The following is a 25,387-nucleotide window of genomic DNA, read 5'->3' as shown; positions in this document are numbered from 1 at the left end:
GGTACCGCGGAAAGAAAAGCCTTTTCGCCCCTTTGGCCTGCAAGGTGTGCAGCGTCAACAGTGGGCGGGAAGGCTTTTTTTAGCTGCAAAAGCAGATTGGAAACATGCTTTGCGGCATATATACATGAATTATTTTTAAAAAAACCACGTGAATGAACAGTGATGATGATCACTTGATAAGGAGGAAGAAAAATGGGGACGAATGTACAGTTGGATGCTGAAAATGCCCAATGTACACAAACAATGGCAGGGGCGTCAATGCTGATTGAGGCTTTAAAAAAGGAAAATGTCGAAGTGATCTACGGGTATCCCGGCGGTGCGGTCCTGTCGATTTATGACAAACTCTACGGATCGGGGATGTTTCATGTACTGACGCGCCATGAACAAGGCGCTATCCACGCAGCCGAAGGATATGCGAGGATTTCGGGGAAACCGGGTGTCGTCATCGCCACATCCGGTCCGGGAGCGACCAACCTTGTAACGGGTCTGGCCGACGCGATGATCGATTCATTGCCTCTCGTCGTATTCACCGGTCAGGTTGCGACCTCGGTTATCGGATCTGACGCATTTCAAGAAGCTGATGTCATCGGAATTACGATGCCGATTACAAAGCACAGCTACCAGGTTCGCCATGCAGAAGATCTGCCGAGAATTATTAAAGAAGCATTTCATATCGCAACAACAGGAAGACCGGGCCCCGTTTTAATCGATATTCCTAAAGACATCGCCGTTGTAGAAGGAGAATTCCGCTACGACCATGAGATTCACCTTCCTGGCTATCAGCCGACGAAGGAACCGAATTATCTGCAGATCAGAAAGCTTGTGGAAGCGGTCAGTGCAGCGAAAAAGCCGGTAATTTTAGCGGGCGCGGGCGTCTTGCACGGGAAAGCGTCAGAAGAATTAAAAAATTATGTCGAACAGCAGCAAATTCCGGTGGCGCATACGCTGTTAGGCTTGGGAGGATTTCCAGCCGACCATCCGCTTTTCCTCGGGATGGCCGGAATGCACGGAACGTATGCGGCCAACATGGCTCTGTATGAAAGCGATCTGTTAATCAGCATCGGTGCGAGATTCGATGATCGGGTCACAGGGAACTTGAAGCATTTTGCAAAATATGCGAAAGTCGCTCACATTGACATCGATCCGGCTGAAATTGGCAAAATCGTTCATACGCACATTCCGGTTGTCGGCGACAGCAAGCTTGTACTGACAGAGCTGATCAAGCAAAACGGCAAACCGAGCGATTCCGATGAATGGAAAAAGCAGCTTGCTGACTGGAAAAACGAATATCCGCTCTGGTATGAAGAGAATGAAGCAGAAGGATTCAAACCGCAGAAGCTGATCGAATATATCCACCGCTATACAAAAGGCGAAGCTATTTTAACGACGGACGTCGGACAGCATCAAATGTGGGCCGCGCAATTTTATCAGTTCCAAAAAGCCGACAGGTGGGTCACTTCCGGCGGGCTCGGCACGATGGGCTTCGGACTTCCGGCGGCAATCGGGGCACAGCTTGCGGATAAGGATGCGACAGTTGTATCGATACTCGGCGACGGAGGATTCCAGATGACACTGCAGGAGCTGTCCGTCATTCGCGATCTGAACCTTCCGATCAAAGTCGTGGTCTTAAACAACCGCTGCCTCGGAATGGTCCGGCAATGGCAGGAGATCTTTTACGATGAGCGCTATTCACACTCCAAGTTCGCATCACAGCCTGATTTTATCAAGCTGTCTGAAGCATACGGCATCAAAGGTGTCCGAATCACATCTGAAAAAGAAGCGGAAGAAAAGCTGGAAGCGGCGCTAACGTCGAATGAACCGGTGGTCATCGATGTTCAGGTTGCACAAGCTGAAAAAGTATTTCCAATGGTTGCGCCTGGAAAAGGGCTGCACGAAATGGTGGGGGTGAAACCTTGAAAAGAATCATCACGCTGACGGTTTTGAATCAAAGCGGCGTCTTAAACAGAATTACAGGGTTGTTTACAAAACGGCATTACAACATTGAAAGCATTACCGTCGGCCACACCGAAACAGCGGGGATTTCCAGGATCACGTTTGTCGTGCATGTGGCAGATGAAAAAGAAACGGAACAGCTGACAAAACAATTAAACAAACAGATTGATGTACTGAAAGTCACGGATATTACAAATCAATCGATCGTCCAAAGAGAGCTGGCATTAATCAGGGTGGTTTCCCCTCCGTCGAGCAGGGCGGAAATAAACGGCGTCATTGAACCGTTTCGGGCGACTGTCGTCGATGTCGCAAAAGACAGCGTCGTGATTCAAGTGACGGGGGAATCAAGCAAGATCGAAGCCCTGATCGAACTGTTGAAACCATACGGGATTAAAGAGGTTGCCAGAACAGGCACCACGGCCTTTGCGAGGGGAACCCAGCAAAAGCCGTCCTCTATTAAAACAATATCTATTGTATAAAACATAAAAAGGGAGAGATTGAAATGGTAAAAGTATATTATAACGGTGATATCAAAGAAAACGTATTGGCAGGCAAAAAAGTAGCGGTAATCGGATACGGCTCTCAAGGCCATGCGCACGCACTGAACCTGAAAGAAAGCGGAGTGGACGTCATTGTCGGCGTCAGAAAAGGGAAATCCTTTGCTAAAGCAGAGGAAGACGGCCATCAAGTTTTCACGGTAAGAGAAGCGGCAGAACAGGCCGACATCGTTATGGTGCTTCTTCCGGATGAACAGCAGCAAAAAGTGTATGAAGCGGAAATTAAAGACGGACTTCAAGCGGGCAATTCACTCGTATTCGCCCACGGATTCAACGTTCATTTCCATCAGATCGTGCCTCCGGCAGATGTTGACGTATTCCTTGTCGCTCCTAAAGGACCGGGACATCTTGTCAGAAGAACGTTTGAACAAGGTGCAGGGGTTCCGGCGCTGTTTGCGATCTATCAGGATGTCACAGGGGAAGCGAAAGACAAAGCCCTTGCTTATGCTAAAGCGATCGGCGGAGCAAGAGCCGGTGTTCTTGAAACAACATTTAAAGAAGAAACTGAAACCGATCTTTTCGGTGAACAGGCGGTGCTGTGCGGAGGATTGACTTCCCTTGTCAAAGCAGGATTCGAAACGCTGACAGAAGCGGGCTATCAGCCTGAACTCGCATACTTCGAGTGTCTGCACGAGCTGAAGCTCATCGTCGACTTGATGTATGAAGAAGGTTTAGCAGGCATGAGATATTCGATTTCAGACACAGCGCAGTGGGGAGATTTCGTATCAGGCCCGCGCGTCGTCGATGAGAAGGTAAAAGCATCAATGAAAGAAGTATTGAAAGACATCCAAAACGGTACATTCGCGAAAGAATGGATCGTCGAAAACCAAGTCAACCGTCCGCGTTTCAACGCCATCAATACAAGCGAAAACGAACACGAAATCGAAGTGGTCGGAAGAAAGCTTCGCGAAATGATGCCGTTTGTCAAGCAGGGCAAGAAGAAGGAAGCGGTGGTAGCCGGTGCGAAAAATTAACTTTTTTGATACGACACTCCGTGACGGTGAGCAGTCGCCGGGCGTTAATTTAAACACGCAGGAGAAGCTGGCGATCGCCCAGCAGCTTGAAAAACTCGGGGTCAACATTATGGAAGCGGGTTTCCCCGCTTCATCCCCCGGGGATTTCAACGCAGTAAAAGAAATCGCAAGGACGATTAAAAACTGTTCGGTAACGGGGCTTGCCCGCTCTGTCAAAGGAGATATCGATTCGGCGTGGGAAGCGCTCAAAGACGGGGCTGAACCAAGGCTTCACATTTTTATCGCCACTTCTGACATCCATTTAAAATATAAGCTGAAAAAAACGCGCGAACAGGTTCTGGAACAGGCGGTCGCAATGGTGAAATACGCCAAAGAACGCTTCCCGATCGTCCAGTGGTCTGCCGAAGATGCGTGCCGGACCGACCTTCCGTTTTTAGCCGAGATCGTCAGCGAAGTGATCGCCGCGGGAGCGGACGTCGTCAATCTTCCGGATACGGTCGGTTATTTAGTGCCCGCCGAGTACGGAAATATCTTCCGCTATATTAAAGAAAATGCCCGCAATGCTGACAAAGTCACGCTTTCAGCCCATTGCCACGATGATTTAGGCATGGCTGTCGCCAACTCTTTGGCTGCGATTGAAAACGGAGCGGATCAAGTCGAATCGGTCATCAACGGCATAGGCGAAAGAGCGGGGAACGCCTCTCTGGAAGAAATCGCCGTCGCCCTCTATCTCCGAAAAGATTTCTACCAGGCGGAATCAACGATTCAGCTGAATGAGATTAAGCGGACAAGTGATTTAGTGAGCAAACTGACCGGCATGGCCGTGCCGCGGAACAAAGCGGTCGTCGGCGATAATGCCTTTGCCCACGAATCAGGCATTCACCAGGACGGCTTCTTAAAAGAAAAAACAACATATGAAATTATTTCTCCGGAGCTTGTCGGCGTAAAAACGGATGCGCTTGTCCTCGGAAAGCATTCAGGGCGCCACGCATTTAAAGATAAGCTGCAAAACCTCGGATTCCAGTTTGGAGAAGAAGAAGTCAATAAATTTTTTAACATCTTTAAAGAACTTACCGGCAAGAAAAAGGAATTTACGGATGAAGATCTCATCTCGCTGATTCTCGAGGAGAAAACGGCAGACCGCAAAATCGGCTATGAATTTATTTCGCTGCAGGTTCATTACGGCACCTCGCAGGTTCCGACAGCAACGGTTTCCCTTAAAGATCAGGAAACGGATCAGATCATCCAGGAAGCGGCGACCGGAGCGGGAAGTGTTGAAGCGGTGTACAACACGCTGAAGCGCTGTATGGATAAAGAAGTCCAGCTCCTTGATTACCGGATTCAATCCAATCGCAAGGGACAGGATGCATTCGCGCAAGTATACGTCAGGGTGATGATCGACGGAAAAGAATCCGGAGGACGCGGAGTCGCCCAGGATGTTCTCGAAGCATCTGCCAAAGCTTACTTGAACGCAGTGAACCGCTATCTCGTATTGAAGACGAATACGGAAGGATTGTCAAAACAGGCGGCTGTAGGATCATAACAGTAATAAGGAAGGAGTTTGTTGAATTTGAAAAAACGAATCGCACTTTTGCCCGGTGACGGAATTGGTCCCGAAGTATTGGACGCGGCTGTTGATGTGCTGAAAAGCGTTGCTGAACATTATCAGCATGAATTCGAATTTGAATACGGCCTGATCGGCGGAGCGGCAATTGATGAGGCGGGAGCGCCGCTTCCCGAGGAAACTGTCGCCGCTTGCAAAGCTGCGGACGCCATTTTGCTCGGAGCAGTAGGCGGGCCGAAATGGGATCAAAATCCTTCTGAGCTGAGGCCTGAAAAAGGGCTGCTCGCCATCCGCAAGCAGCTCGATCTTTTTGCCAATCTGCGGCCTGTTAAAGTATTTGAAAGCCTTGCGGGGGCTTCTCCGTTAAAAGCTGAATATATCGAAGGTGTTGACTTTGTCATCGTTCGCGAGCTGACGGGCGGCCTGTATTTCGGAAAGCCTAGCGAGCAGTACGTCAATCAGAACGGCGAGGAAGAAGCCGTTGACACGCTGTTTTATAAAAAGTCGGAAATGGAAAGGGTCATCAGGGAGGCCTTCCAAATGGCGCAGAGACGAAAAGGCAAAGTGACCTCTGTTGATAAAGCGAACGTCCTTGAGTCAAGCAAACTATGGCGCAAGACGGCGGAAGAAGTAGCGAAAGAGTTTCCTGACGTCAAGCTTGAGCACATGCTCGTCGACAATGCAGCGATGCAGCTCATTTATGCGCCTGGACAGTTTGACATTATCGTGACTGAAAACATGTTCGGCGATATTTTAAGCGATGAAGCATCGATGCTGACCGGGTCGCTCGGCATGCTGCCGTCGGCAAGCTTATCAAGCTCCGGACTTCATCTATATGAACCTGTCCACGGCTCGGCCCCTGATATCGCGGGACAGAACATTGCCAATCCGCTTGCGGCGATCTTGTCCGCGGCTATGATGCTCAGGACGTCATTCGGTCTTGAAGCTGAAGCGAAAGCTGTTGAACACGCAGTTGATCAAGTTCTCCGGGCAGGTAAGCGGACGAAGGACCTGGCAAAAGGATCGGAACATTCCACGACTCAATCGATTACAGGGGAAGTAAAAGCTGCGCTGGCAGACGACAATGCCATTTCAAACATCATGACCGCTTACGTTTAAGGAAAATGGATATTGGTAGAGGGAGGAAGAAAGATGATGCCTCGAACGATCATCGAAAAAATTTGGGATCAACACGTGATTAAAAAAGGTGAAGGGAAGCCTGACCTTCTCTATATCGATCTGCATCTGATACACGAGGTAACGTCACCCCAGGCCTTTGAAGGCCTAAGGCAAAAGAATAGAAAAGTCAGACGGCCTCAAAATACGTTTGCCACAATGGACCACAACATTCCGACTGTCAATCGGTTTGAGATTAAAGATGATGTCGCCAAACGGCAGGTCAGTGCGCTCGAACGGAATTGCGAAGAATTCGGCATCCGCCTCGCAGACTTGTCAAGCGTCGACCAGGGGATCGTCCATGTCATCGGGCCTGAACTGGGGCTGACGCTGCCGGGCAAAACGATCGTTTGCGGAGACAGTCATACATCTACACACGGAGCGTTTGGTGCGCTCGCTTTCGGAATCGGAACGAGCGAGGTGGAGCACGTCTTGTCAACGCAGACGCTTTGGCAGCAAAAACCGAAGACGCTGGAAATCCGCGTTGACGGCAAACTGCAAAAAGGAGTGACGGCTAAAGACGTCATTCTGGCGGTCATCGGAAAATACGGGGTTAAATTCGGTGCGGGTTATGTCATTGAATATACCGGCGAAGTATTCCGAAACATGTCGATGGACGAACGGATGACGGTGTGCAACATGTCAATCGAAGCTGGGGCAAGAGCAGGATTGATTGCACCGGATGAAACAACATTTGAATATGTCAAAACGAAAAAATATGCGCCAAAAGGCGAAGAGTTTGAGAAAGCTGTAGAAGAGTGGAAGAATCTGAGAACCGATCCGGGGGCGGTCTACGACCGGACGATCGTGATGGACGGAAGCGCGATTTCACCGATGGTGACGTGGGGCATCAACCCTGGCATGGTGCTGCCGGTTGATGAAGCGATTCCGGGCCCTGAGGCCTTCTCTCAGGAAGACGATAAAAAAGAAGCGCAGCGCGCATATGAATATATGGGTCTTGAACCATATAAAAAAATCGAGGACATTACAATCGAGCACGTCTTTATCGGTTCATGCACCAACTCGCGCATGACAGATCTTCGCCAGGCTGCTGAAATGATAAAAGGCCAAAAAGTCGCCGACGGCGTCAGAGCGATCGTCGTTCCCGGCTCGCAAAGCGTCAAAATTCAAGCTGAAAATGAAGGGCTTCACCAGATTTTCATCGAAGCGGGTTTTGAATGGAGAGAATCGGGATGCAGCATGTGTTTGAGCATGAACAACGATGTTGTCCCTGAAGGAGAGCGCTGTGCTTCCACTTCCAACCGCAATTTTGAAGGCAGACAGGGCAAAGGGGCCAGGACGCATCTCGTCAGCCCGGCGATGGCCGCGATGGCCGCGATTCACGGACGCTTTGTCGATGTCAGAAAATATTACCAAGAGACAACAGCTGTATAGAGGAGTGACAAGATGGAGCCATTAAAGACCCATACCGGAATAGCAGCGGTGCTAAACAGAATCAACGTAGACACGGACCAGATCATTCCGAAGCAATTTTTAAAGAGGATTGAAAGAACGGGATACGGCCGCTTTGCTTTCTTTGACTGGAGGTATTTGGATAACGGCGATCCAAACCCTGATTTTGAGCTGAACCGGCCGGAATACAAAGGCGCTTCGATTTTAATCGCCGGCGAAAACTTCGGCTGCGGCTCTTCAAGGGAACACGCCCCATGGGCGCTAGACGACTACGGATTTAAAATCATTATCGCGCCGTCTTTTGCCGATATCTTTCACCAAAACTGTTTCAAAAACGGCATGCTGCCGATCCGCCTTCCTTATGAGACGTGGAAAGAGCTTGCTGAACAGTATGAACATCAGTCTTTGCCGATGACTGTCGATCTTGAAAAACAGACGATAACAGACCACGCCGGGCAGCAGATTGCCTTTGAGGTCGATCCGCATTGGAAAGAGATGCTGCTGAACGGTTACGATGAAATTTCTTTAACATTGCTCCTTGAAGAAGAAATCGAACAATTTGAGAAACAGAGAAGTTCTTGGTTGCAAGCATAAAAAAGCTGTCCGATGTAGATCGGAGGCTTTTTTTGCTGAAGGCAGCATACTGCCGCCGGTTCTTTCTTGTGTTTAGCGGGCCGGGTTGTTACACTTGTTAAAAAATAAGTGCCTGAAAGGAACTTAGAAATGAAGCATGACAAGAAAAACTCGAAGATCATCCCGTTCCCGAACGTTAAGGAGCGTTTAGTGCACAAAGGGATGGCCGCGCTTAAAGAAAAGAATTACCATGAAGCGCTCAGGCTGTTTTCTGAAGCGAAGCGCTATGATGACGAGGAATCGGATATTTATCTGGGAATGGCCATCTGCCTGCTGGAAATCGGCGAGCTTGAAGAAGCGAAAGGCATCTGTGAAAAAATGCTGAAAGAAGGCCACGGCCATTATTTTACCGTTTTACAAGTCTATATGACGATTTTAATCCAGCTCAGACAATACGAAAAAGTAAAAGAAACGATTGAAGCTGTACTCGAAGAAAATAAGCTGCCTCCTGAAAGCGCGGAACAGTTTTATAAACTGCTTGATTTCAGCCGCAAGATGACGGAAGACCCCGGACCTGAGGATATCACCGAAGACCTTCCCGAGACGGAGGAGGTTGATCAGGAAAGGCTTTTGAATGACACGGAAGAGCAGGTTAAACTTCTTCACGGACTGAAGGACCGCAATCTGACAAGCTATATCGGCTTGTTGAAAACAATTTTGCAAAATCCGAGCGCGCATCCTGTCGTAAAAACGATGATTCTCCAGCTTTTGGCCGAGTCAGACCATGAAAAGCCGACACTTGTCGCAAAATTTGGCGATTCGATGACAATTAATCCGACAGAGACAGTCAAACCGGATGATATGCCGATATTAAAGCATGTTCTGAGCGTGCTGGATGACACGCTGGGGAATGAAAATCCCACGCTGTACCAAGCGGTCGAAGAGCTGTGGAGAAGGCATATTTACGTCCTCTATCCGTTTCAGCCGAAATGCTCAAACCGCGAGCTCTGGGCTGCTGCGCTGCATAAAGTCGGATACGAAATGCACGGGATCGACATCGATAAAGAGGAGCTTCATATTCTCTATGAATTCAATGACAGACAGCTTGACGAGGCCTGCGCGCTCATCAAAGACATAGAAGAAATTTCTTATTTGTAAATGTTGAAAGCAGCGGGCATTGTGTTATAATATAGTGGTTGCATTTGTGAAAAACGGAAGTTGATCCGTTTGCCGCTTAAAGTTCATTATTTATCTTTGTATACATAATGATGGCTGTCAGAAACACATGAGCTGCACACAGTCGGCAGCTTGCGATGGACGTAGCCGTTTGTTTGTTTTAAAATGGAAAACCGACACAACCTGAATAGATTTTGGAGGGAAACACATGTCAGTAAAATGGGAAAAGCAAGAAGGAAACGAAGGCGTTTTAACGGTTGAGGTAGATGCCGATACCTTTAATAAAGCCCTTGATGATGCATTTAAAAAAGTCGTAAAGCAAGTATCCATTCCTGGATTCCGCAAAGGGAAAGTACCGCGCGGTTTGTTTGAACAGCGTTTTGGTGTTGAGGCGCTTTATCAGGATGCGCTGGACATCCTGCTTCCTGTCGAGTATCCGAAAGCGGTAGAGGAAGCGGGCATTGAGCCTGTTGATCGCCCGGAAATCGATGTGGAAAAAATCGAAAAAGGCGAAAACCTGATCTTCACTGCGAAGGTAACGGTTAAGCCTGAAGTGAAACTTGGCGAATACAAAGGCCTTGGCATTGAAAAAGACGATACTGCCGTAACGGATGAAGACGTTCAAAATGAACTGAAGTCTCTTCAAGAGCGCCAGGCTGAACTCGTTGTAAAAGAAGACGGCAAAGTGGAAGAAGGGGACACTGTTGTTCTTGACTTCGAAGGATTCGTAGACGGCGAAGCGTTCGAAGGCGGAAAAGCGGAAAACTATTCCCTTGAAGTCGGTTCAGGCTCTTTCATTCCAGGTTTTGAAGATCAGCTTGTCGGACTTGAAGCCGGTGCTGAAAAAGACGTAGAAGTAACATTCCCTGAGGAATACCATGCGGAAGAGCTTGCGGGCAAACCTGCCGTATTCAAAGTGAAAATCCACGAAATCAAAGCGAAGGAGCTTCCTGAGCTTAATGACGAGTTTGCGAAAGATGTCGATGAGGAAGTTGAAACGCTTGCCGAGCTGACTGAAAAAACGAAAAAACGTCTCGAGGAAGCAAAAGAAAACGAAGCGGACGCTAAACTTCGCGAAGAGCTTGTCGTAAAAGCAGCTGAAAACGCTGAAGCTGACATTCCTCAAGCGATGATCGACACAGAGCTTGACCGCATGATGAAAGAATTCGAACAGCGTCTGCAAATGCAAGGCATGAACCTTGAGCTTTACTTCCAATTCTCAGGACAGGATGAAAACGCGCTGAAAGAGCAAATGAAAGAGGATGCTGAAAAACGCGTGAAATCCAACCTGACACTGGAAGCGATCGCCAAAGCTGAAAACCTTCAAGTCACTGACGAAGAAGTCGAAGAAGAGCTTTCTAAAATGGCTGAAGCGTACAACATGCCTGTTGAAAACATCAAACAAGCAATCGGTTCTACAGAAGGAATGAAAGAGGACTTAAAAGTTCGCAAAGCAATTGATTTTCTTGTAGAAAACCGTTAATATGTTTCATAATCATACTTTATATAAAACAGGGCGCGAATGTTTCGTGCCTTGTTTTATACAATTTTGACTTATCACCTTTTCTTTGGGAAAGGATAGATAATGTCGTTTTGATCAACATACATATTGAATATGCCGAACGGCAAACACAACGTTATCGCCTTTTTGGAAAGTGTGGTAAAATGCAATACATAATGGAACGAATGTTTTCAAGCGATGTTTCTTTTAACGAAGAAACAGGAATGACAAGGATATAAGGGGTGAAAGAATGTTTAAATTCAACGAGGAAAAAGGACAATTAAAATGCTCGTTTTGCGGAAAAACACAAGATCAGGTACGCAAGCTTGTCGCCGGACCAGGCGTATATATATGTGACGAGTGCATCGAACTTTGCACTGAAATTGTAGAAGAGGAACTCGGCTCTGAAGAAGAAGTGGAGTTCAAAGATGTCCCAAAACCAAAGGAAATCCGCGAGATTCTTGATGAATACGTCATCGGCCAGGACCAGGCAAAAAAATCCCTTGCCGTGGCCGTCTACAATCATTACAAGCGGATCAATTCGAACAGCAAAGTCGATGATGTCGAGCTGTCAAAAAGTAATATTTCCATGATCGGACCGACTGGAAGCGGAAAAACGCTTCTTGCTCAAACACTAGCCCGCATCCTGAATGTGCCGTTTGCCATTGCAGATGCCACTTCGCTTACTGAAGCAGGCTATGTTGGTGAAGATGTGGAGAACATTTTGCTTAAGCTGATTCAGGCTGCTGACTACGATGTTGAAAAAGCGGAAAAAGGCATTATCTACATCGATGAAATCGATAAAGTGGCCAGAAAGTCCGAGAACCCTTCAATTACACGCGATGTATCAGGTGAAGGCGTTCAGCAGGCTCTGCTTAAAATTCTTGAAGGTACGGTTGCAAGCGTTCCTCCACAAGGCGGAAGAAAGCATCCTCATCAAGAGTTCATCCAGATTGACACAACGAACATCCTGTTCATTTGCGGCGGAGCTTTTGACGGAATCGAGCAAATCATCAAGCGCCGTCTCGGTCAAAAGGTCATCGGCTTCGGCTCTGACAACAAGCATGAAGATCTTGAAAAAGAAGCGCTTCTTTCCAAAGTGCTTCCGGAAGACTTGCTTCGCTTCGGTCTGATCCCTGAATTCATCGGCCGTCTCCCGATCATCGCAAGCCTTGAACCACTCGATGAAAAAGCGCTGGTTGAAATTTTAACAAAACCGAAAAACGCACTTGTTAAACAATATAGAAAAATGCTTGAGCTGGATGATGTGGAGCTTGTATTTGAAGACGAAGCGCTCACAGAAATCGCTAAAAAAGCAATTGAACGTAAAACAGGAGCACGCGGACTTCGTTCCATTATCGAAGGAATCATGCTCGACGTGATGTTCGATCTGCCGTCACGCGAGGATATTGAAAAATGCGTGATTACAGGCAAAACCGTCACTGACGGCGAACCGCCGCGTCTCATTATGAAAGACGGCACGGTCGTCAATAAAGACAAAAAAACTTCAGCATAATGCAGAGAACCTCCTAGCCAAAGGAGGTTCTTTTTTTGCATTTGGAAACCGTCGCCATACAGAAAAAAGTGACGGTTCGAAAAGCAAAATTATCCCTTTCTGTACGTTTATTCCCTCCGTGATCAGGAAATACTATCTGACATACTTAAAGATACGAAACCATTTCAGGAGGGACCATCAGTTGAGCTGGACGAGCATTGCACTTTTTGTACAACTATTTTTCGGGATCATCATCGGATTATATTTTTGGAATCTGCTCAAGAATCAAAGAACCCAAAAGGTTACGATAGACAGAGAGTCCAAAAAAGAGATGGAGCAGCTCCGGAAAATGAGATCAATCCATTTATCAGAACCGTTATCAGAAAAGGTAAGGCCGACAGCTTTTAAAGACATCGTCGGCCAAGAGGACGGCATTAAAGCGCTGAAAGCCGCCCTTTGCGGACCAAATCCGCAGCATGTCATTATTTACGGCCCTCCAGGTGTAGGGAAAACCGCAGCTGCAAGGCTTGTCCTCGAAGAAGCGAAAAAGAACAAGCGCTCACCGTTCCAGGAACATTCCGTCTTTGTCGAGCTTGACGCGACAACAGCCCGCTTCGACGAGCGGGGAATCGCCGACCCGTTGATCGGATCGGTCCACGATCCGATTTATCAGGGTGCCGGAGCGATGGGGCAGGCCGGAATTCCTCAGCCAAAGCAGGGAGCCGTTACGCATGCGCACGGCGGGGTATTATTCATCGACGAAATCGGAGAGCTTCATCCGATTCAAATGAATAAAATGCTGAAGGTGCTTGAAGATCGGAAAGTGTTTTTGGAAAGCGCCTATTACAGTGAAGAAAACACGCAAATCCCCAAACACATCCACGACATTTTTCAAAACGGGCTGCCGGCGGATTTCAGACTGATCGGCGCGACGACGAGGATGCCTGACGAAATCCCGCCAGCGATTCGGTCGAGATGTCTGGAAGTGTTCTTCCGCGACCTTGAAAAGCAAGAATTAAAAACGGTCGCCAAAAAAGCGGCTGATAAGATTGAGAAGAAAGTCGCAGAGGAAGGACTTGACCTGTTGACGCGGTATGCGAGAAACGGCCGCGAAGTCGTCAATATGATGCAAATCGCCGCCGGAATGGCTTTGACTGAAGAGCGCGACGAGGTGACGGTTGAAGATATCGAATGGGTGATCCATTCGAGCCAGCTGACACCGAAATACGAACAAAAAATCGCCTCCAAACCGCAGGTCGGCATCGTCAACGGACTTGCCGTCCACGGCCCTAATAGCGGTTCGCTGCTCGAAATTGAAGTCACAGTCAACAAGGCTGCTGATAAGGGATCGATTAATATCACAGGCATCGCAGAAGAAGAGAATATCGGCAACCAGTCAAAATCGATCCGACGGAAAAGCATGGCGAAAGGGTCGGTCGAAAATGTCATGACTGTATTGCGGACAATGGGAGTAAAAGCTTCGGATTATGATATTCACGTGAATTTCCCCGGCGGTATCCCGGTTGACGGACCATCTGCAGGAATTGCCATGGCGGCGGGCATTTTCTCCGCCATTCATAAGGTTCCGATAGACCATACTGTCGCCATGACGGGGGAAATCAGCCTGAACGGCCGGGTAAAGCCGATCGGCGGCGTGATTCCGAAAATCAAAGCGGCCAAGCATGCGGGGGCAAAAACTGTTATTATTCCGCACGAAAATGTCCAGTCGATTTTAAAGCGGATAGAAGGCGTACATATCATTCCCGTCAAAACCTTGCAGGAAGTGCTGGACCTTGCATTGGTCAACCCTCCTTCAGAAATGCCTGACGGCGCTCAGATGAAAAGAGAATCCGTATAAATCCCCATCATTTCAGATGGGGATTTTTTTCGGGCCGGTTTTCTCCGACAGGCGCCGGCATGTTTTCTTAGCGGAGGACATCTTTTCCTTTTTCAGAACTGAAAGAAAGGGTATACTACAGGAGACCCTTTTTATTTCGCCGGGCTTACAATTGTACAGGGATAAAAAAAGTATATTATAATGGTTCATACTAAAGTTACGGAGGTGTCAGTCAAAATGGCAGATGAAACGAAACGAAACATCCCGCTCCTCCCTTTAAGAGGTTTACTCGTCTATCCGACGATGGTTTTGCACCTTGACGTCGGGCGTGAAAAGTCGGTTCAGGCGCTTGAACAGGCGATGATGAATGACCATATGATTTTTTTGGCAACACAAAAGGACATATCCATAGACGAACCGGATGAAGACGAGATTTTTACATTCGGAACCTATACAAAAATCAAGCAGATGCTCAAGCTGCCGAACGGAACGATCCGCGTTTTGGTGGAGGGGCTGCAGCGCGCCCGCATTCTTGAGTACCATGATTTAGATGAATATACGTCTGTAAAAATCGAACGAATCGATGAAGAGACTGAAAAAGATGTTGAAGATGAAGCACTTATGCGCACATTGCTTGACCACTTCGATCAATACATAAAGATTTCGAAAAAAATATCGGCTGAAACATTTGCCGCTGTGACAGATATTGAAGAGCCGGGAAGAATGGCCGATATCGTCGCCTCCCACCTGCCGCTTAAGTTGAAAGACAAGCAGGAAGTGCTGGAAACGATCGATGTCAAAGCCAGATTAAACAAAGTGATCGACCTGATTCACAACGAAAAAGAAGTCCTTGAGATTGAAAAGAAGATCGGGCAGCGCGTCAAGCGTTCAATGGAAAGAACGCAAAAGGAGTATTACCTGCGCGAGCAGATGAAAGCCATCCAAAAAGAGCTTGGCGATAAAGAAGGAAAAACGGGCGAGGTCCAAAAGCTGACTGAGAAAATCGAACAGGCCGGCATGCCTGACAATGTGAAAGAAACCGCGTTTAAAGAGCTAAACCGGTACGAAAAAATTCCGTCAAGCTCAGCTGAAAGTTCTGTCATCCGCAATTATATTGAATGGCTTATTTCCCTCCCATGGAATGATGCAACAGAAGACAGGCTTGATTTAAATCTCGCCAGTCAAATTCTTGATGAAGAACATCACGGACTTGAAAAAGTGAAAGAACGGGTTCTCGAATATTTGGCAGTCCAAAAGCTGACCCGCTCGTTAAAAGGACCGATCTTATGCTTGGCCGGACCTCCGGGTGTCGGAAAAACCTCGCTGGCCAAATCGATCGCCAAATCGCTCGGACGCAAATTTGTCCGCATTTCCCTTGGCGGCGTGAGGGATGAATCCGAAATCCGCGGCCACCGCCGCACATATGTAGGCGCCATGCCGGGCCGCATTATTCAGGGGATGAAAAAAGCAGGCAAGAACAATCCCGTGTTCCTTTTGGACGAGATTGACAAAATGGCTTCGGATTTCAGGGGAGATCCTGCTTCAGCGATGCTGGAAGTGCTCGATCCTGAACAAAACCATACGTTCAGCGACCATTATATTGAAGAGACGTTTGATTTATCAAAGGTTTTGTTTATTGCGACCGCGAACAACCTGGCCACAATCCCGGGTCCGCTCAGAGACCGTATGGAGATCATCACGATCGCGGGCTATACGGAAGTGGAAAAGGTCGAAATCGTCAAAGACCATCTGCTTCCAAAACAGCTGAAAGAACACGGTCTGAAAAAATCCAATCTGCAAATACGGGAGCAGGCTGTCCTTGATGTTATTCGCTATTATACGAGGGAAGCCGGCGTCAGAAGTCTTGAACGCCAAATCGCAGCGATATGCAGAAAAGCGGCGAAGCTGATCGTATCAGGGGAAAGAAAAAGAATTACGGTCACGGACAAAAACCTTGAAGACTATTTAGGAAAAAGAATGTTCAGGTACGGACAGGCTGAGCTCGACGATCAGATCGGCGTTGTCACAGGTCTTGCCTACACGACGGTCGGCGGAGATACGCTGTCCATCGAAGTGTCTCTTTCCCCCGGGAAAGGCAAGCTCATTTTAACCGGAAAGCTCGGCGATGTCATGAGAGAGTCGGCACAAGCCGCATTCAGCTATGTCCGTTCAAAAGCGGAAGAGTTAAACATCAACCCTGATTTTCATGAAAAACACGATATTCACATTCACGTGCCGGAAGGGGCCGTTCCGAAGGACGGGCCATCCGCGGGAATCACAATGGCGACAGCTCTTGTTTCGGCGCTGACGGGCCGACCTGTTTCACGAAATGTCGGCATGACCGGCGAAATCACGTTAAGAGGCCGCGTCCTTCCGATCGGCGGCTTGAAGGAAAAGGCGCTCGGCGCACACCGTGCCGGCTTAAAGACTGTCATTATGCCGAAAGATAATGAAAAAGACATTGAGGACATTCCAAACAGCGTGCGGGAAGGCTTAACCTTCATTCCTGTCGCTCACCTGGACGAAGTTCTAAAGCATGCGCTAGTAGGAGAAGAGAAATGAAAGTAACGAAATCAGAGATTGTCATCAGTGCGGTGAAACCCGAGCAGTACCCTGAAGGGGGGCTGCCGGAAATCGCCCTTGCCGGGAGATCTAATGTCGGAAAATCGTCATTTATCAATACAATGATCAACCGTAAAAACTTAGCGAGGACATCATCAAAGCCGGGCAAAACACAGACATTAAACTTTTATATCATTAACGATGTCCTTCACTTTGTCGATGTGCCCGGTTACGGATTTGCGAAAGTCTCCAAAACGGAGCGCGAGGCTTGGGGCCGTATGATAGAGATGTATTTGACATCCCGCGAAGAACTGAAAGCGGTCGTCCAAATCGTCGACCTCAGGCATGCTCCTTCACAGGATGATGTCATCATGTACGACTTTTTAAAGCATTATGAAATTCCTGTGATCGTGATTGCGACAAAAGCGGATAAAATCCCTAAAGGTAAATGGGAAAAGCATGCCAAAGTCGTCAAAGAGACGCTCAATATAGAAAAAGAAGACCAGCTCATCTTGTTTTCCTCCGAGACGAAAAAGGGTAAACAAGAAGCGTGGTCGGCGATCGAGCAAATGATCGCGAGATAAAAGAAAAAGCACTTGCGGGATTGATGCAAGTGCTTTTCTTGAATAAACTATTTTCTTTTTAAGAATAATAAAAGCAGACTAACCGCGATAAAAGCGGCCGGCCAATAAGCTTCTACATATGCCGTCTCGATATTCGCCGTCTTCAGCCAGGCGGCAATCTGCCGGAAAAAATAAAGATAGAGGGCGACTGCGATCATCAGCAGACTCTCATATTGATATTCTTTCGTCTTAAACGATTTGACAAGAAGCGCCGCACCGAGGATCAGCACGATGACCGCAAAATCATCTGCGCGGCTGAAATAGTCCTCTTTAAATGTGAAATAAACGCCGATCGCTGTCATGAAGAGCCCTGCAAAGGAATGGGCGGAATCGGCTTCCTTCTGCCCCTGATAAAAAAGAGCCAGCCCGATGAGCCCCGCAAGTACAGACCATTCTTCCTGTCCGTCAAACAGGCTGATCCGGCCCGACCGCAGAAAGGCGTAGACAGCCACGGCTATCAACAGCAATGGAAGCAAAACAGATTTCTTTTTCAAAGTATCACCTTCTTGATGTAGTGAAAGAAATAGAAACACATTTTCTACTATATCACATCAATTTTTTAAAATCTGTTCACATTTTGGGAAGAGAAAATAGTGAATATATGTTATAATCGTTTTGAATAATAAATTCTATATTATAATCATTCTAATTTAGATAGATGTTGGGGGTGCAAGCAAGAGTTATGCATATACTTGTCGTGGGATTGGATTACAAATCAGCCCCTGTTGATATACGTGAAAAGTTAACCTTTCAGCCGGATGAGCTGGGGCAGGCGATGTCGCAATTGAAAGAAGAAAAAAGCATACTTGAGAATATCATCGTGTCGACATGCAACCGGACAGAGCTGTATGCAGTCGTTGATCAGCTGCACACCGGACGTTATTATATGAAAATGTTTTTGGCGAACTGGTTCGGACTAAGCAAAGAGGACATTTCGCCTTACTTGAAGTTTTATGAAAACGACGGAGCCGTTGAACATTTGTTCCGCGTATCGTGCGGATTGGATTCGATGGTTATTGGAGAAACGCAGATTTTAGGCCAAGTGCGTACAAGTTTTAAGCTGGCTCAGGAAGAGAAGACAATTGGTACCGTTTTCAACTATTTGTTTAAGCAGGCTGTCACCGTCGCGAAGCGCTGCCATGCCGAAACGGACATTGCTTCAAATGCTGTATCCGTCAGCTATGCAGCCGTCGAGCTTGCCAGGAAAATCTTCGGCGACCTTTCCGATAAACACGTGCTGATTCTCGGCGCGGGCAAAATGGGAGAGCTTGCGGTTCAAAACCTGCACGGCCACGGAATCGGACAGGTTACCGTGATCAACAGAACATTTTCAAAAGCGAAGGAGCTTGCCGGCCGTTTTTCAGGCGCGGCGAAAAGCTTAAATGAGCTGCAATGCGCTTTAATGGAAGCCGACATTCTCATCAGTTCAACGGGCGCAAGCGGCTATGTCGTCACAAAAGAGATGATCGAACATGTCAATAAGCTTCGCAAAGGATGTCCGCTTTTTATGGTGGATATTGCCGTGCCGCGGGATCTTGACCCGGCTCTCAGCGATGTGGAAGGCGTCTTTCTGTACGATATTGACGATCTTGAAGGGATCGTGGAAGAAAATCTGAAGGAGCGTCAGGCCGTTGCTGAAGAAGTGGAGCTGATTATTGAAGCTGAGATCGTCGCTTTTAAACAATGGCTGAATACGCTCGGCGTCGTGCCGGTCATCTCTGCTCTCAGGGAAAAAGCTTTGACAATCCAGGCGGAAACGATGCAGAGCATCGAACGGAAGCTCCCTCACTTGAGCACAAGAGAGAAAAAACTTTTAAACAAGCATACGAAAAGCATTATCAACCAGCTCTTGCGCGACCCGATTTTAAAAGTGAAGGAGTTTGCGTCAGAAGCTGATGCCGAAGAAAAGCTTGCGCTGTTTACGCAGATTTTTGATATTGAAGAAGCGGCTTTTCCTGACGGAGAGAATCAAGACGAACGCCAGCCGGTTCATGCGTTTAAGCGGCAAAACCAGCAGGGTTTGACTTCTATCGCGAGCGAGTGACAGACATGACAGACACATTGTTAGCAAGGCTTAACGAAGTTACAATCGTGTTGTACGCGCTCACCGTCCTCTTTTATTTTATAGACTTTTTACAGCACAACCGGAAGGCGGGAAAAGCGGCCTTCTGGTTGCTTTCTATTGTCTGGATTCTGCAGACGGTATACCTTTTTTATTTCATGCAGTACACAGATCAGTTTCCTGTTTTGAATAATGCACAGGGGCTTTATTTTTACGCGTGGGTGCTTGTCACGCTGTCTCTCGTTTTGACGAAGCTTTTGAAAGTGGAATTTCTCGTTTTTTTCACCAATCTCATCGGCTTTTCAATGGCGGCGATCCACACGTTTACACCGACGGCCCAGCAGTCGGCGGAGCTTTCGGGAAGGCTCGTGTCCGAGCTCTTGATCATCCACATTACAATGGCGATTCTTTCGTATGGAGCGTTTTCATTGTCGTTTGTCTTTTCCGTGCTGTATCTTTTTCAGTACCGTTTATTGAAAAAGAAAAAGTGGGGGAAATGGCTCTTACGAATCGAAGATTTGCCAAAACTTGATCATATGGCTTATGTCCTTAATCTCATCGGCGTTCCCATGCTTTTGCTGAGTCTGATTCTGGGGATTATCTGGTCGTATGTATCGCTTGAAACCCTGTACTGGGCGGATCCGAAAGTGCTCGGATCGATCGTGCTGCTTTTTTTATACGGATACTATTTATTTATCAGGATTGTCAAAGAGCTGCAGGGAAGGATTGCGGCCATGTGGAATACCGCGTCTTTTCTTGTTCTTTTAATCAATTTCTTTTTGCTCGGCAGCTTTTCGCAATTTCATTGGTTTAGTTAGTTAAAACGGTTGCCCGTGACGGATTGGGAGGAAGAAAACATGAGAAACATCATTGTAGGCTCAAGAAGAAGCAAATTGGCGATGACCCAGACAAAATGGGTGATCAAAAAGCTGGAGGAATTAAATCCGGATTTCACGTTTGAAATAAAGGAAATCGTTACAAAAGGCGACCGGATCTTGGATGTTACCCTGTCAAAGGTCGGCGGGAAAGGCCTGTTCGTCAAAGAAATCGAACAGGCGATGCTTTCCGGGGAAATTGATATGGCCGTTCACAGCATGAAGGACATGCCGTCGGCGCTTCCCGAAGGGCTGGTGGTCGGCTGCATTCCAAAACGGGAAGATGCCAGGGACGTTCTCATTTCAAAAAGCCGTCAAAAGCTGGCCGACCTGAAACAAGGTGCGGTTATCGGCACGAGCAGCCTCAGAAGAAGCGCGCAGCTTTTGCAAATGCGCCCCGACCTTGAGATCAAGTGGATCAGGGGAAATATCGATACAAGGCTGAAAAAACTTGAAACTGAAGATTACGACGCGATTATTTTAGCAGCGGCAGGCCTGTCAAGAATGGGCTGGAAGGACGATGTCGTCACCGAATTTCTTGATCCAGAGAGCTGCCTTCCCGCCGTTGGGCAAGGCGCGTTGGCGATCGAGTGCAGAGGCTCGGATGAGGAGCTGCTGTCCCTCTTTTCGCGCCTGAACGACCGCTACACACAGCTGACCGTCACGGCCGAGCGCGCTTTTCTTCATGCGATGGAAGGCGGCTGCCAAGTGCCAATCGCCGGATTTGCGACGATGGACGAAGACGGCGTCATCGAACTGACCGGTCTTGTGGCATCGCCTGACGGAAAAACCGCATACAGAGAAACAGTAAAAGGAAAAGATCCGGAGGCTGTCGGCAGAGAATGCGCGGCGGTCATGTCGGAAAAAGGAGCAAAGGCACTGATTGACCGTGTGAAACAGGAGCTGGAAGACAATGAAGCATGATCTTCCTTTACAGGGAAAGAAAGTGCTCGTCACCCGCAATAAAGCCCAAGCCCAATCTTTCAGGGAAAAGGTGGAGGCTTTGGGCGGAGAAGCTGTTTTAACGTCATTGATTTCGTTTCGGCCCGCCCTCCCGCGAGAACAGGCCCAGCGCTTTCGAGCAGATCTTGAAAGCGCGGACTGGCTTGTTTTTACAAGCGTGAACGGGGCAAAATTCTTTTTTTCTTATTTGAAGAACGCCGGGTTCAGCGTTCCTTTCGCATCAAAGGCCAAGGTTGCCGCTGTCGGTGAAAAAACGGCCAGGTATTTGCGCGACAGGGGTCTTTCTGTCGATCTGATGCCTGAGTTATACGTGGCTGAACATTTGGCGGAGGCACTGAAGCGAAATGCCGGCCGTCATGATAAAGTTGCCGTTTTAAAAGGGAATTTATCTCGGGACGTCATCAAGAAAACCCTCACTCCGCTCGGAATTCAAGTTTCGGAATGGATTTTGTATGAAACCGTTCGTGATGAAAAGGGAATTCTGGAGCTTAAGAAAGCAGCAAAACACGCGTCTTTTGATTTTGTGACATTTACCAGCTCCTCGACGGTACATACATTCATGTCCATTTTGAAAGAGGAGAGCAGAACGTGGGCCGAAAAGAACGGTACGGCTTTTATTACGATCGGGCCTATGACAAAGAAGGCGCTGTCGGACTACGGAATTCCTTCATATATGCCGGACGTCTATACAATCGACGGAATGCTGCGTGAAATATGCCGCATTTCAAGAAAGGGAGAATGACAAATGGAAGCATCATTTCAAAGACACCGCCGCCTGCGGACGACAGCAGGTATGCGAAAATTGGTAAGAGAAACCGAGTTAAGAGCATCTGACTTCATTTATCCGATATTTGTAACCGAGGAAGAGAATGTTAAAAGCGAAGTTCCGTCCATGCCGGGCGTATACCAGCTGTCTTTGGACCGGCTGAAAGAGGAAATGGAGGAAGTCGCAGGCCTCGGCATTCAATCTGTGATCGTCTTCGGCGTGCCTGAACACAAAGATGATGTGGGAAGCGGAGCCTATCACAACCACGGCATCGTTCAAAAAGCGATTGCGCAAATTAAACAAGACTTTCCTGAGCTTGTCGTTATCGCAGATACATGCCTATGCGAGTACACGGACCACGGTCACTGCGGCCTTGTGGAAAACGGTGAAATACTAAATGACGAATCGCTCGTTCTTTTGGCAAAAACCGCTGTCAGCCAAGCCCGTGCAGGCGCTGACATTATTGCGCCTTCAAACATGATGGACGGTTTCGTTGCCGCCATCAGGGATGCGCTTGATCAGGAAGGATTTACAAATGTGCCGATCATGTCGTACGCTGTAAAATATGCGAGCGCGTTTTACGGCCCGTTCCGCGATGCCGCGGGAAGCAGTCCGCAGTTCGGCGACCGCAAGACGTACCAAATGGATTATGCCAACCGCAGGGAGGCTCTCCGGGAGGCAAAATCCGATGTGGAAGAAGGCGCCGATTTCCTGATCGTCAAGCCGACGCTTTCATATCTTGATATCGTCAGAGAAGTGAAAAACGAATTTAACCTGCCTGTTGTCGGATACAATGTAAGCGGGGAGTATGCGATGGTCAAAGCCGCGGCCCAAAACGGCTGGATTGAAGAAAAAGCTCTTGTTCTCGAAATGCTGACAAGCATGAAGCGGGCGGGCGCCGATTTGATCATTACGTACTTTGCAAAAGATGCGGCAAAATGGATTTCGGAATAAGAATTTGAACTGGGGGTTTTAGAGGATGCGGAGCTATGAGAAGTCTAAAGCGGCATTCGAAGAGGCGCAACGAGTCATGCCTGGCGGGGTGAACAGCCCGGTCAGAGCCTTTAAATCAGTGAACATGGACCCGATTTTTATGGAGCGGGGAAAAGGATCAAAAATCTATGATATTGACGGAAACGAATACATCGATTATGTCTTGTCATGGGGACCGCTTATTTTAGGACACAGCAATGAAAAAGTGGTGAAAGAAATTCAAAACACGGCAGAACACGGGACAAGCTTCGGTGCACCGACAGAACTGGAAACCGAGCTTGCCGAGCTTGTCATCGACCGTGTTCCTTCCATAGAAATCGTTCGGATGGTAAGCTCCGGTACGGAGGCGACGATGAGCGCCTTGCGGCTGGCGCGCGGTTACACAGGCCGTAACAAAATCGTGAAATTTGAAGGCTGCTACCATGGACACGGTGATTCCCTGCTGATTAAAGCGGGCTCTGGAGTAGCAACGCTCGGCCTCCCTGACAGTCCCGGAGTTCCGGAAAGCATTGCAAAAAACACGATTACCGTTCCTTACAATGATCTGGAAAGCATGAAGCTTGTCTTTCAGGAATTCGGAGAGGACATTGCCGGCGTTATCGTTGAACCTGTCGCGGGCAATATGGGTGTCGTACCTCCGGTTAAAGGGTTCCTCGAAGGGCTTCGCGAGCTGACTGAGACGCATGGCGCTCTGCTGATTTTTGATGAAGTAATGACAGGCTTCAGGGTGGGCTACAACTGTGCGCAAGGCTATTTCGGAGTGACGCCTGATTTGACTTGCCTCGGAAAAGTGATCGGCGGCGGTCTTCCTGTCGGCGCTTATGGAGGAAAGGCGGAAATCATGGAGAAAATTGCGCCGAGCGGTCCGATCTATCAGGCCGGCACGCTGTCCGGCAACCCGCTTGCCATGACAGCCGGACTCGAAACATTGAAACAGCTGACTCCTGAATCCTACCAGGAATTCTCCCGCAAAGCAGACCGTTTGGAAAAAGGAATTTCTGAAGCTGCCGGGAAAAATGGCATTCCGTGTACATTTAATCGAGCGGGGTCTATGATCGGCTTTTTCTTCACAAATGAACCGGTCATCAATTATGATACAGCGAAACAGTCTGATCTCGGACTGTTTGCCGAATATTATAAAGGGATGGCCGATGAAGGCGTGTTTCTCCCGCCTTCACAGTTTGAAGGGCTGTTCTTGTCAACCGCTCATACGGATGACGACATTGAGCATACGATTCAAGCTGCTGAACGCGTATTCGAAAGAATCAGCCGCTCCAGATAAAGAAAAGGGCTGCCGGACATTGCCGGCGGCTCTTTTTTGCATGGTGCCGGTAACGGCTTATGATTTTTCTGTTCATATTCTGCCTGCTTTTCTCATACATCTTTACTGACATCTAATTTTAAAAATTAGGTGAAGGGAGGATATCAGTTTGCCGCAAAACAATCGTTTGCAATTTTCTGTAGAAGAGTCAATCTGTTTTCAAAAAGGACAGGAAGTATCCGAATTATTATCGATTTCATTGGATCCTGACATTACCGTTCAGGAAGTAAATGATTATGTATCCATACGAGGGTCATTAGAGCTGACAGGCGAATACAACATAGATCAAACCCGGGAATATGCAGAGCTGCCTGCGACAAGCCGATTTGTGGAAGATGTAAAGCTGAAAGGGGACGGCAGCGCAGAGCTGACGCATTGTTTCCCAGTGGATATCACCATCCCGAAAGACAAGGTCAATCATTTAAACGACGTATTTGTTTTTATTGACGCTTTCGATTATCAGCTGACAGATGCGAGGATGCTGACGATTCAAGCTGATTTGGCGATTGAAGGCCTCTTGAATGTAAGCGGTGAAGCCGGAGAAGAAGAACCGCGTACTATGCCTGCGGCAGTCCAGCCGGAAGAGGAGCTTGAGCCTGCCTTCAGATCACCTTCAGACGACGAAGAACAGGGTAAAGAGGAAGAATTTTTGATTCAGCTTGACAGGTCTTATGAAGAGCAGGACGAAGAACAGCCGTATGAAGAAGCAGAAGAAACTGATACCGATGCGGAAGCGGTTCCGATTTACCAGTCGTTTCTCGGAGACGATACAGAGGAAACAAAGCCGTTTTTTACAGCGTCTTTGTCTGCGGCAGAGCGGACGAAGCGTGAAATGGAAAATCCAAAAGACGCCGCTCTTGAACATCCGGAAGAAGAATATGAGCTGAAAAGGGAGAAAGTAGAAGCAAAACCGGAAGAATATGAGCTGAAAAGGGAGAAAGTAGAAGCAAAACCGGAAGAATATGAGCTGAAAAGGGAGAAAGTAGAAGCAAAGCCGGAAGAA

20 protein-coding genes, 1 pseudogene and 1 other annotated feature (1 of these 22 cut by a window edge) are annotated in these 25,387 nt (G+C 47.9%); of the genes and pseudogenes, 20 read left to right on the top strand and 1 reads right to left on the bottom strand.

The window, feature by feature from the left end; translation table 11 throughout:
- Positions 1–35: a binding site (T-box leader), on the top strand (it extends 227 nt beyond the left edge of the window).
- Positions 36–192: 157 nt separating this feature from the next.
- The 13 genes from ilvB to yihA all read left to right on the top strand — a co-directional run bounded on the left by ilvB (position 193) and on the right by yihA (position 17,365).
- Positions 193–1,917, top strand: coding sequence for an acetolactate synthase large subunit (gene ilvB / locus ACH97_RS07675; RefSeq protein ID WP_020452478.1), 1,725 nt, complete (start codon positions 193–195; stop codon positions 1,915–1,917).
- Positions 1,914–2,432 carry an acetolactate synthase small subunit gene (ilvN, locus tag ACH97_RS07670; RefSeq protein ID WP_020452477.1) on the top strand — a complete coding sequence of 173 codons (519 nt, stop codon included), beginning with the start codon at positions 1,914–1,916 and terminating at the stop codon, positions 2,430–2,432. The genes ilvB and ilvN overlap by 4 nt, the downstream gene beginning before the upstream one ends.
- A gap of 23 nt (positions 2,433–2,455) precedes the next feature.
- On the top strand, positions 2,456–3,484 hold the full coding sequence (gene ilvC, locus ACH97_RS07665; protein WP_020452476.1) for a ketol-acid reductoisomerase: 1,029 nt from the start codon (positions 2,456–2,458) through the stop codon (positions 3,482–3,484).
- Positions 3,471–5,027 carry a 2-isopropylmalate synthase gene (locus ACH97_RS07660; RefSeq protein WP_020452475.1) on the top strand — a complete coding sequence of 519 codons (1,557 nt, stop codon included), beginning with the start codon at positions 3,471–3,473 and terminating at the stop codon, positions 5,025–5,027. Before ilvC ends, ACH97_RS07660 begins: the two co-directional genes overlap by 14 nt.
- 27 nt (positions 5,028–5,054) lie before the next feature.
- Positions 5,055–6,167, top strand: coding sequence for a 3-isopropylmalate dehydrogenase (leuB, locus tag ACH97_RS07655; RefSeq protein ID WP_023855435.1), 1,113 nt, complete (start codon positions 5,055–5,057; stop codon positions 6,165–6,167).
- Positions 6,168–6,200: 33 nt separating this feature from the next.
- Positions 6,201–7,619 carry a 3-isopropylmalate dehydratase large subunit gene (leuC, locus tag ACH97_RS07650; RefSeq protein WP_020452473.1) on the top strand — a complete coding sequence of 473 codons (1,419 nt, stop codon included), beginning with the start codon at positions 6,201–6,203 and terminating at the stop codon, positions 7,617–7,619.
- A gap of 12 nt (positions 7,620–7,631) precedes the next feature.
- Positions 7,632–8,231 carry a 3-isopropylmalate dehydratase small subunit gene (gene leuD, locus ACH97_RS07645; protein ID WP_020452472.1) on the top strand — a complete coding sequence of 200 codons (600 nt, stop codon included), beginning with the start codon at positions 7,632–7,634 and terminating at the stop codon, positions 8,229–8,231.
- 129 nt (positions 8,232–8,360) lie between these two features.
- Entirely contained in the window at positions 8,361–9,368 is a 1,008-nt protein-coding gene (gene ddcA, locus ACH97_RS07640) for a DNA damage checkpoint antagonist DdcA (protein ID WP_020452471.1), read from the top strand.
- Between the two features lie 226 nt (positions 9,369–9,594).
- Positions 9,595–10,869 (top strand): trigger factor, encoded by a 1,275-nt coding sequence (gene tig, locus ACH97_RS07635; protein WP_020452470.1) that lies wholly within the window; start codon positions 9,595–9,597, stop codon positions 10,867–10,869.
- Positions 10,870–11,137: 268 nt separating this feature from the next.
- On the top strand, positions 11,138–12,403 hold the full coding sequence (clpX, locus tag ACH97_RS07630) for an ATP-dependent protease ATP-binding subunit ClpX (protein ID WP_003184083.1): 1,266 nt from the start codon (positions 11,138–11,140) through the stop codon (positions 12,401–12,403).
- Positions 12,404–12,584: 181 nt separating this feature from the next.
- Positions 12,585–14,240, top strand: a complete 1,656-nt coding sequence (gene lonB / locus ACH97_RS07625; protein WP_020452469.1) for an ATP-dependent protease LonB — start codon at positions 12,585–12,587, stop codon at positions 14,238–14,240.
- A gap of 216 nt (positions 14,241–14,456) precedes the next feature.
- Positions 14,457–16,781, top strand: a complete 2,325-nt coding sequence (lon, locus tag ACH97_RS07620; RefSeq protein ID WP_020452468.1) for an endopeptidase La — start codon at positions 14,457–14,459, stop codon at positions 16,779–16,781.
- Positions 16,778–17,365, top strand: a complete 588-nt coding sequence (gene yihA, locus ACH97_RS07615) for a ribosome biogenesis GTP-binding protein YihA/YsxC (RefSeq protein ID WP_020452467.1) — start codon at positions 16,778–16,780, stop codon at positions 17,363–17,365. Before lon ends, yihA begins: the two co-directional genes overlap by 4 nt.
- A gap of 47 nt (positions 17,366–17,412) precedes the next feature.
- Here the strand turns inward: yihA and ACH97_RS07610 are convergent, their stop codons facing one another.
- On the bottom strand, positions 17,413–17,898 hold the full coding sequence (locus ACH97_RS07610) for a hypothetical protein (RefSeq protein WP_020452466.1): 486 nt from the start codon (positions 17,896–17,898) through the stop codon (positions 17,413–17,415).
- A gap of 188 nt (positions 17,899–18,086) precedes the next feature.
- Here ACH97_RS07610 and hemA point away from each other — a divergent pair, with 188 nt between their 5' ends.
- The 7 genes and pseudogenes from hemA to ACH97_RS07575 all read left to right on the top strand — a co-directional run.
- Positions 18,087–19,448: a glutamyl-tRNA reductase gene (gene hemA, locus ACH97_RS07605; RefSeq protein WP_020452465.1), complete on the top strand. Its 1,362-nt coding sequence runs from the start codon at positions 18,087–18,089 to the stop codon at positions 19,446–19,448.
- A gap of 5 nt (positions 19,449–19,453) precedes the next feature.
- Positions 19,454–20,284: a cytochrome c biogenesis protein gene (locus tag ACH97_RS07600; protein WP_020452464.1), complete on the top strand. Its 831-nt coding sequence runs from the start codon at positions 19,454–19,456 to the stop codon at positions 20,282–20,284.
- 39 nt (positions 20,285–20,323) lie between these two features.
- The gene (gene hemC, locus ACH97_RS07595; protein WP_020452463.1) at positions 20,324–21,265 is read left to right on the top strand and encodes a hydroxymethylbilane synthase; all 942 of its coding nucleotides are present in this window, start codon (positions 20,324–20,326) and stop codon (positions 21,263–21,265) included.
- Complete coding sequence (locus tag ACH97_RS07590; RefSeq protein ID WP_020452462.1) at positions 21,255–22,046, top strand: uroporphyrinogen-III synthase; 792 nt, start codon at positions 21,255–21,257, stop codon at positions 22,044–22,046. Before hemC ends, ACH97_RS07590 begins: the two co-directional genes overlap by 11 nt.
- A 3-nt stretch (positions 22,047–22,049) precedes the next feature.
- Positions 22,050–23,024: a porphobilinogen synthase gene (gene hemB, locus ACH97_RS07585; RefSeq protein ID WP_020452461.1), complete on the top strand. Its 975-nt coding sequence runs from the start codon at positions 22,050–22,052 to the stop codon at positions 23,022–23,024.
- 25 nt (positions 23,025–23,049) lie between these two features.
- On the top strand, positions 23,050–24,345 hold the full coding sequence (gene hemL / locus ACH97_RS07580) for a glutamate-1-semialdehyde 2,1-aminomutase (protein ID WP_020452460.1): 1,296 nt from the start codon (positions 23,050–23,052) through the stop codon (positions 24,343–24,345).
- A 148-nt stretch (positions 24,346–24,493) separates the two neighbouring features.
- A pseudogene (locus ACH97_RS07575) lies at positions 24,494–25,387 on the top strand (LysM peptidoglycan-binding domain-containing protein); the annotation flags it as partial.

Source organism: Bacillus paralicheniformis (genome assembly GCF_001042485.2).
GTDB classification, from domain to species: domain Bacteria; phylum Bacillota; class Bacilli; order Bacillales; family Bacillaceae; genus Bacillus; species Bacillus paralicheniformis.
This window is presented reverse-complemented; position numbering and strand designations above follow the sequence as displayed.

Excerpts from the sequence above, each read along its gene's own strand:
- ilvB (WP_020452478.1), top strand. The coding sequence starts at position 193 with ATGGGGACGAATGTACAGTTGGATGCTGAAAATGCCCAATGTACACAA.
- ilvC (WP_020452476.1), top strand. The coding sequence starts at position 2,456 with ATGGTAAAAGTATATTATAACGGTGATATCAAAGAAAACGTATTGGCA.
- leuC (WP_020452473.1), top strand. The coding sequence starts at position 6,201 with ATGATGCCTCGAACGATCATCGAAAAAATTTGGGATCAACACGTGATT.
- leuD (WP_020452472.1), top strand. The coding sequence starts at position 7,632 with ATGGAGCCATTAAAGACCCATACCGGAATAGCAGCGGTGCTAAACAGA.
- ddcA (WP_020452471.1), top strand. The coding sequence starts at position 8,361 with ATGAAGCATGACAAGAAAAACTCGAAGATCATCCCGTTCCCGAACGTT.
- tig (WP_020452470.1), top strand. The coding sequence starts at position 9,595 with ATGTCAGTAAAATGGGAAAAGCAAGAAGGAAACGAAGGCGTTTTAACG.
- clpX (WP_003184083.1), top strand. The coding sequence starts at position 11,138 with ATGTTTAAATTCAACGAGGAAAAAGGACAATTAAAATGCTCGTTTTGC.
- lon (WP_020452468.1), top strand. The coding sequence starts at position 14,457 with ATGGCAGATGAAACGAAACGAAACATCCCGCTCCTCCCTTTAAGAGGT.
- yihA (WP_020452467.1), top strand. The coding sequence starts at position 16,778 with ATGAAAGTAACGAAATCAGAGATTGTCATCAGTGCGGTGAAACCCGAG.
- hemA (WP_020452465.1), top strand. The coding sequence starts at position 18,087 with ATGCATATACTTGTCGTGGGATTGGATTACAAATCAGCCCCTGTTGAT.
- ACH97_RS07600 (WP_020452464.1), top strand. The coding sequence starts at position 19,454 with ATGACAGACACATTGTTAGCAAGGCTTAACGAAGTTACAATCGTGTTG.
- hemC (WP_020452463.1), top strand. The coding sequence starts at position 20,324 with ATGAGAAACATCATTGTAGGCTCAAGAAGAAGCAAATTGGCGATGACC.
- ACH97_RS07590 (WP_020452462.1), top strand. The coding sequence starts at position 21,255 with ATGAAGCATGATCTTCCTTTACAGGGAAAGAAAGTGCTCGTCACCCGC.
- hemB (WP_020452461.1), top strand. The coding sequence starts at position 22,050 with ATGGAAGCATCATTTCAAAGACACCGCCGCCTGCGGACGACAGCAGGT.
- hemL (WP_020452460.1), top strand. The coding sequence starts at position 23,050 with ATGCGGAGCTATGAGAAGTCTAAAGCGGCATTCGAAGAGGCGCAACGA.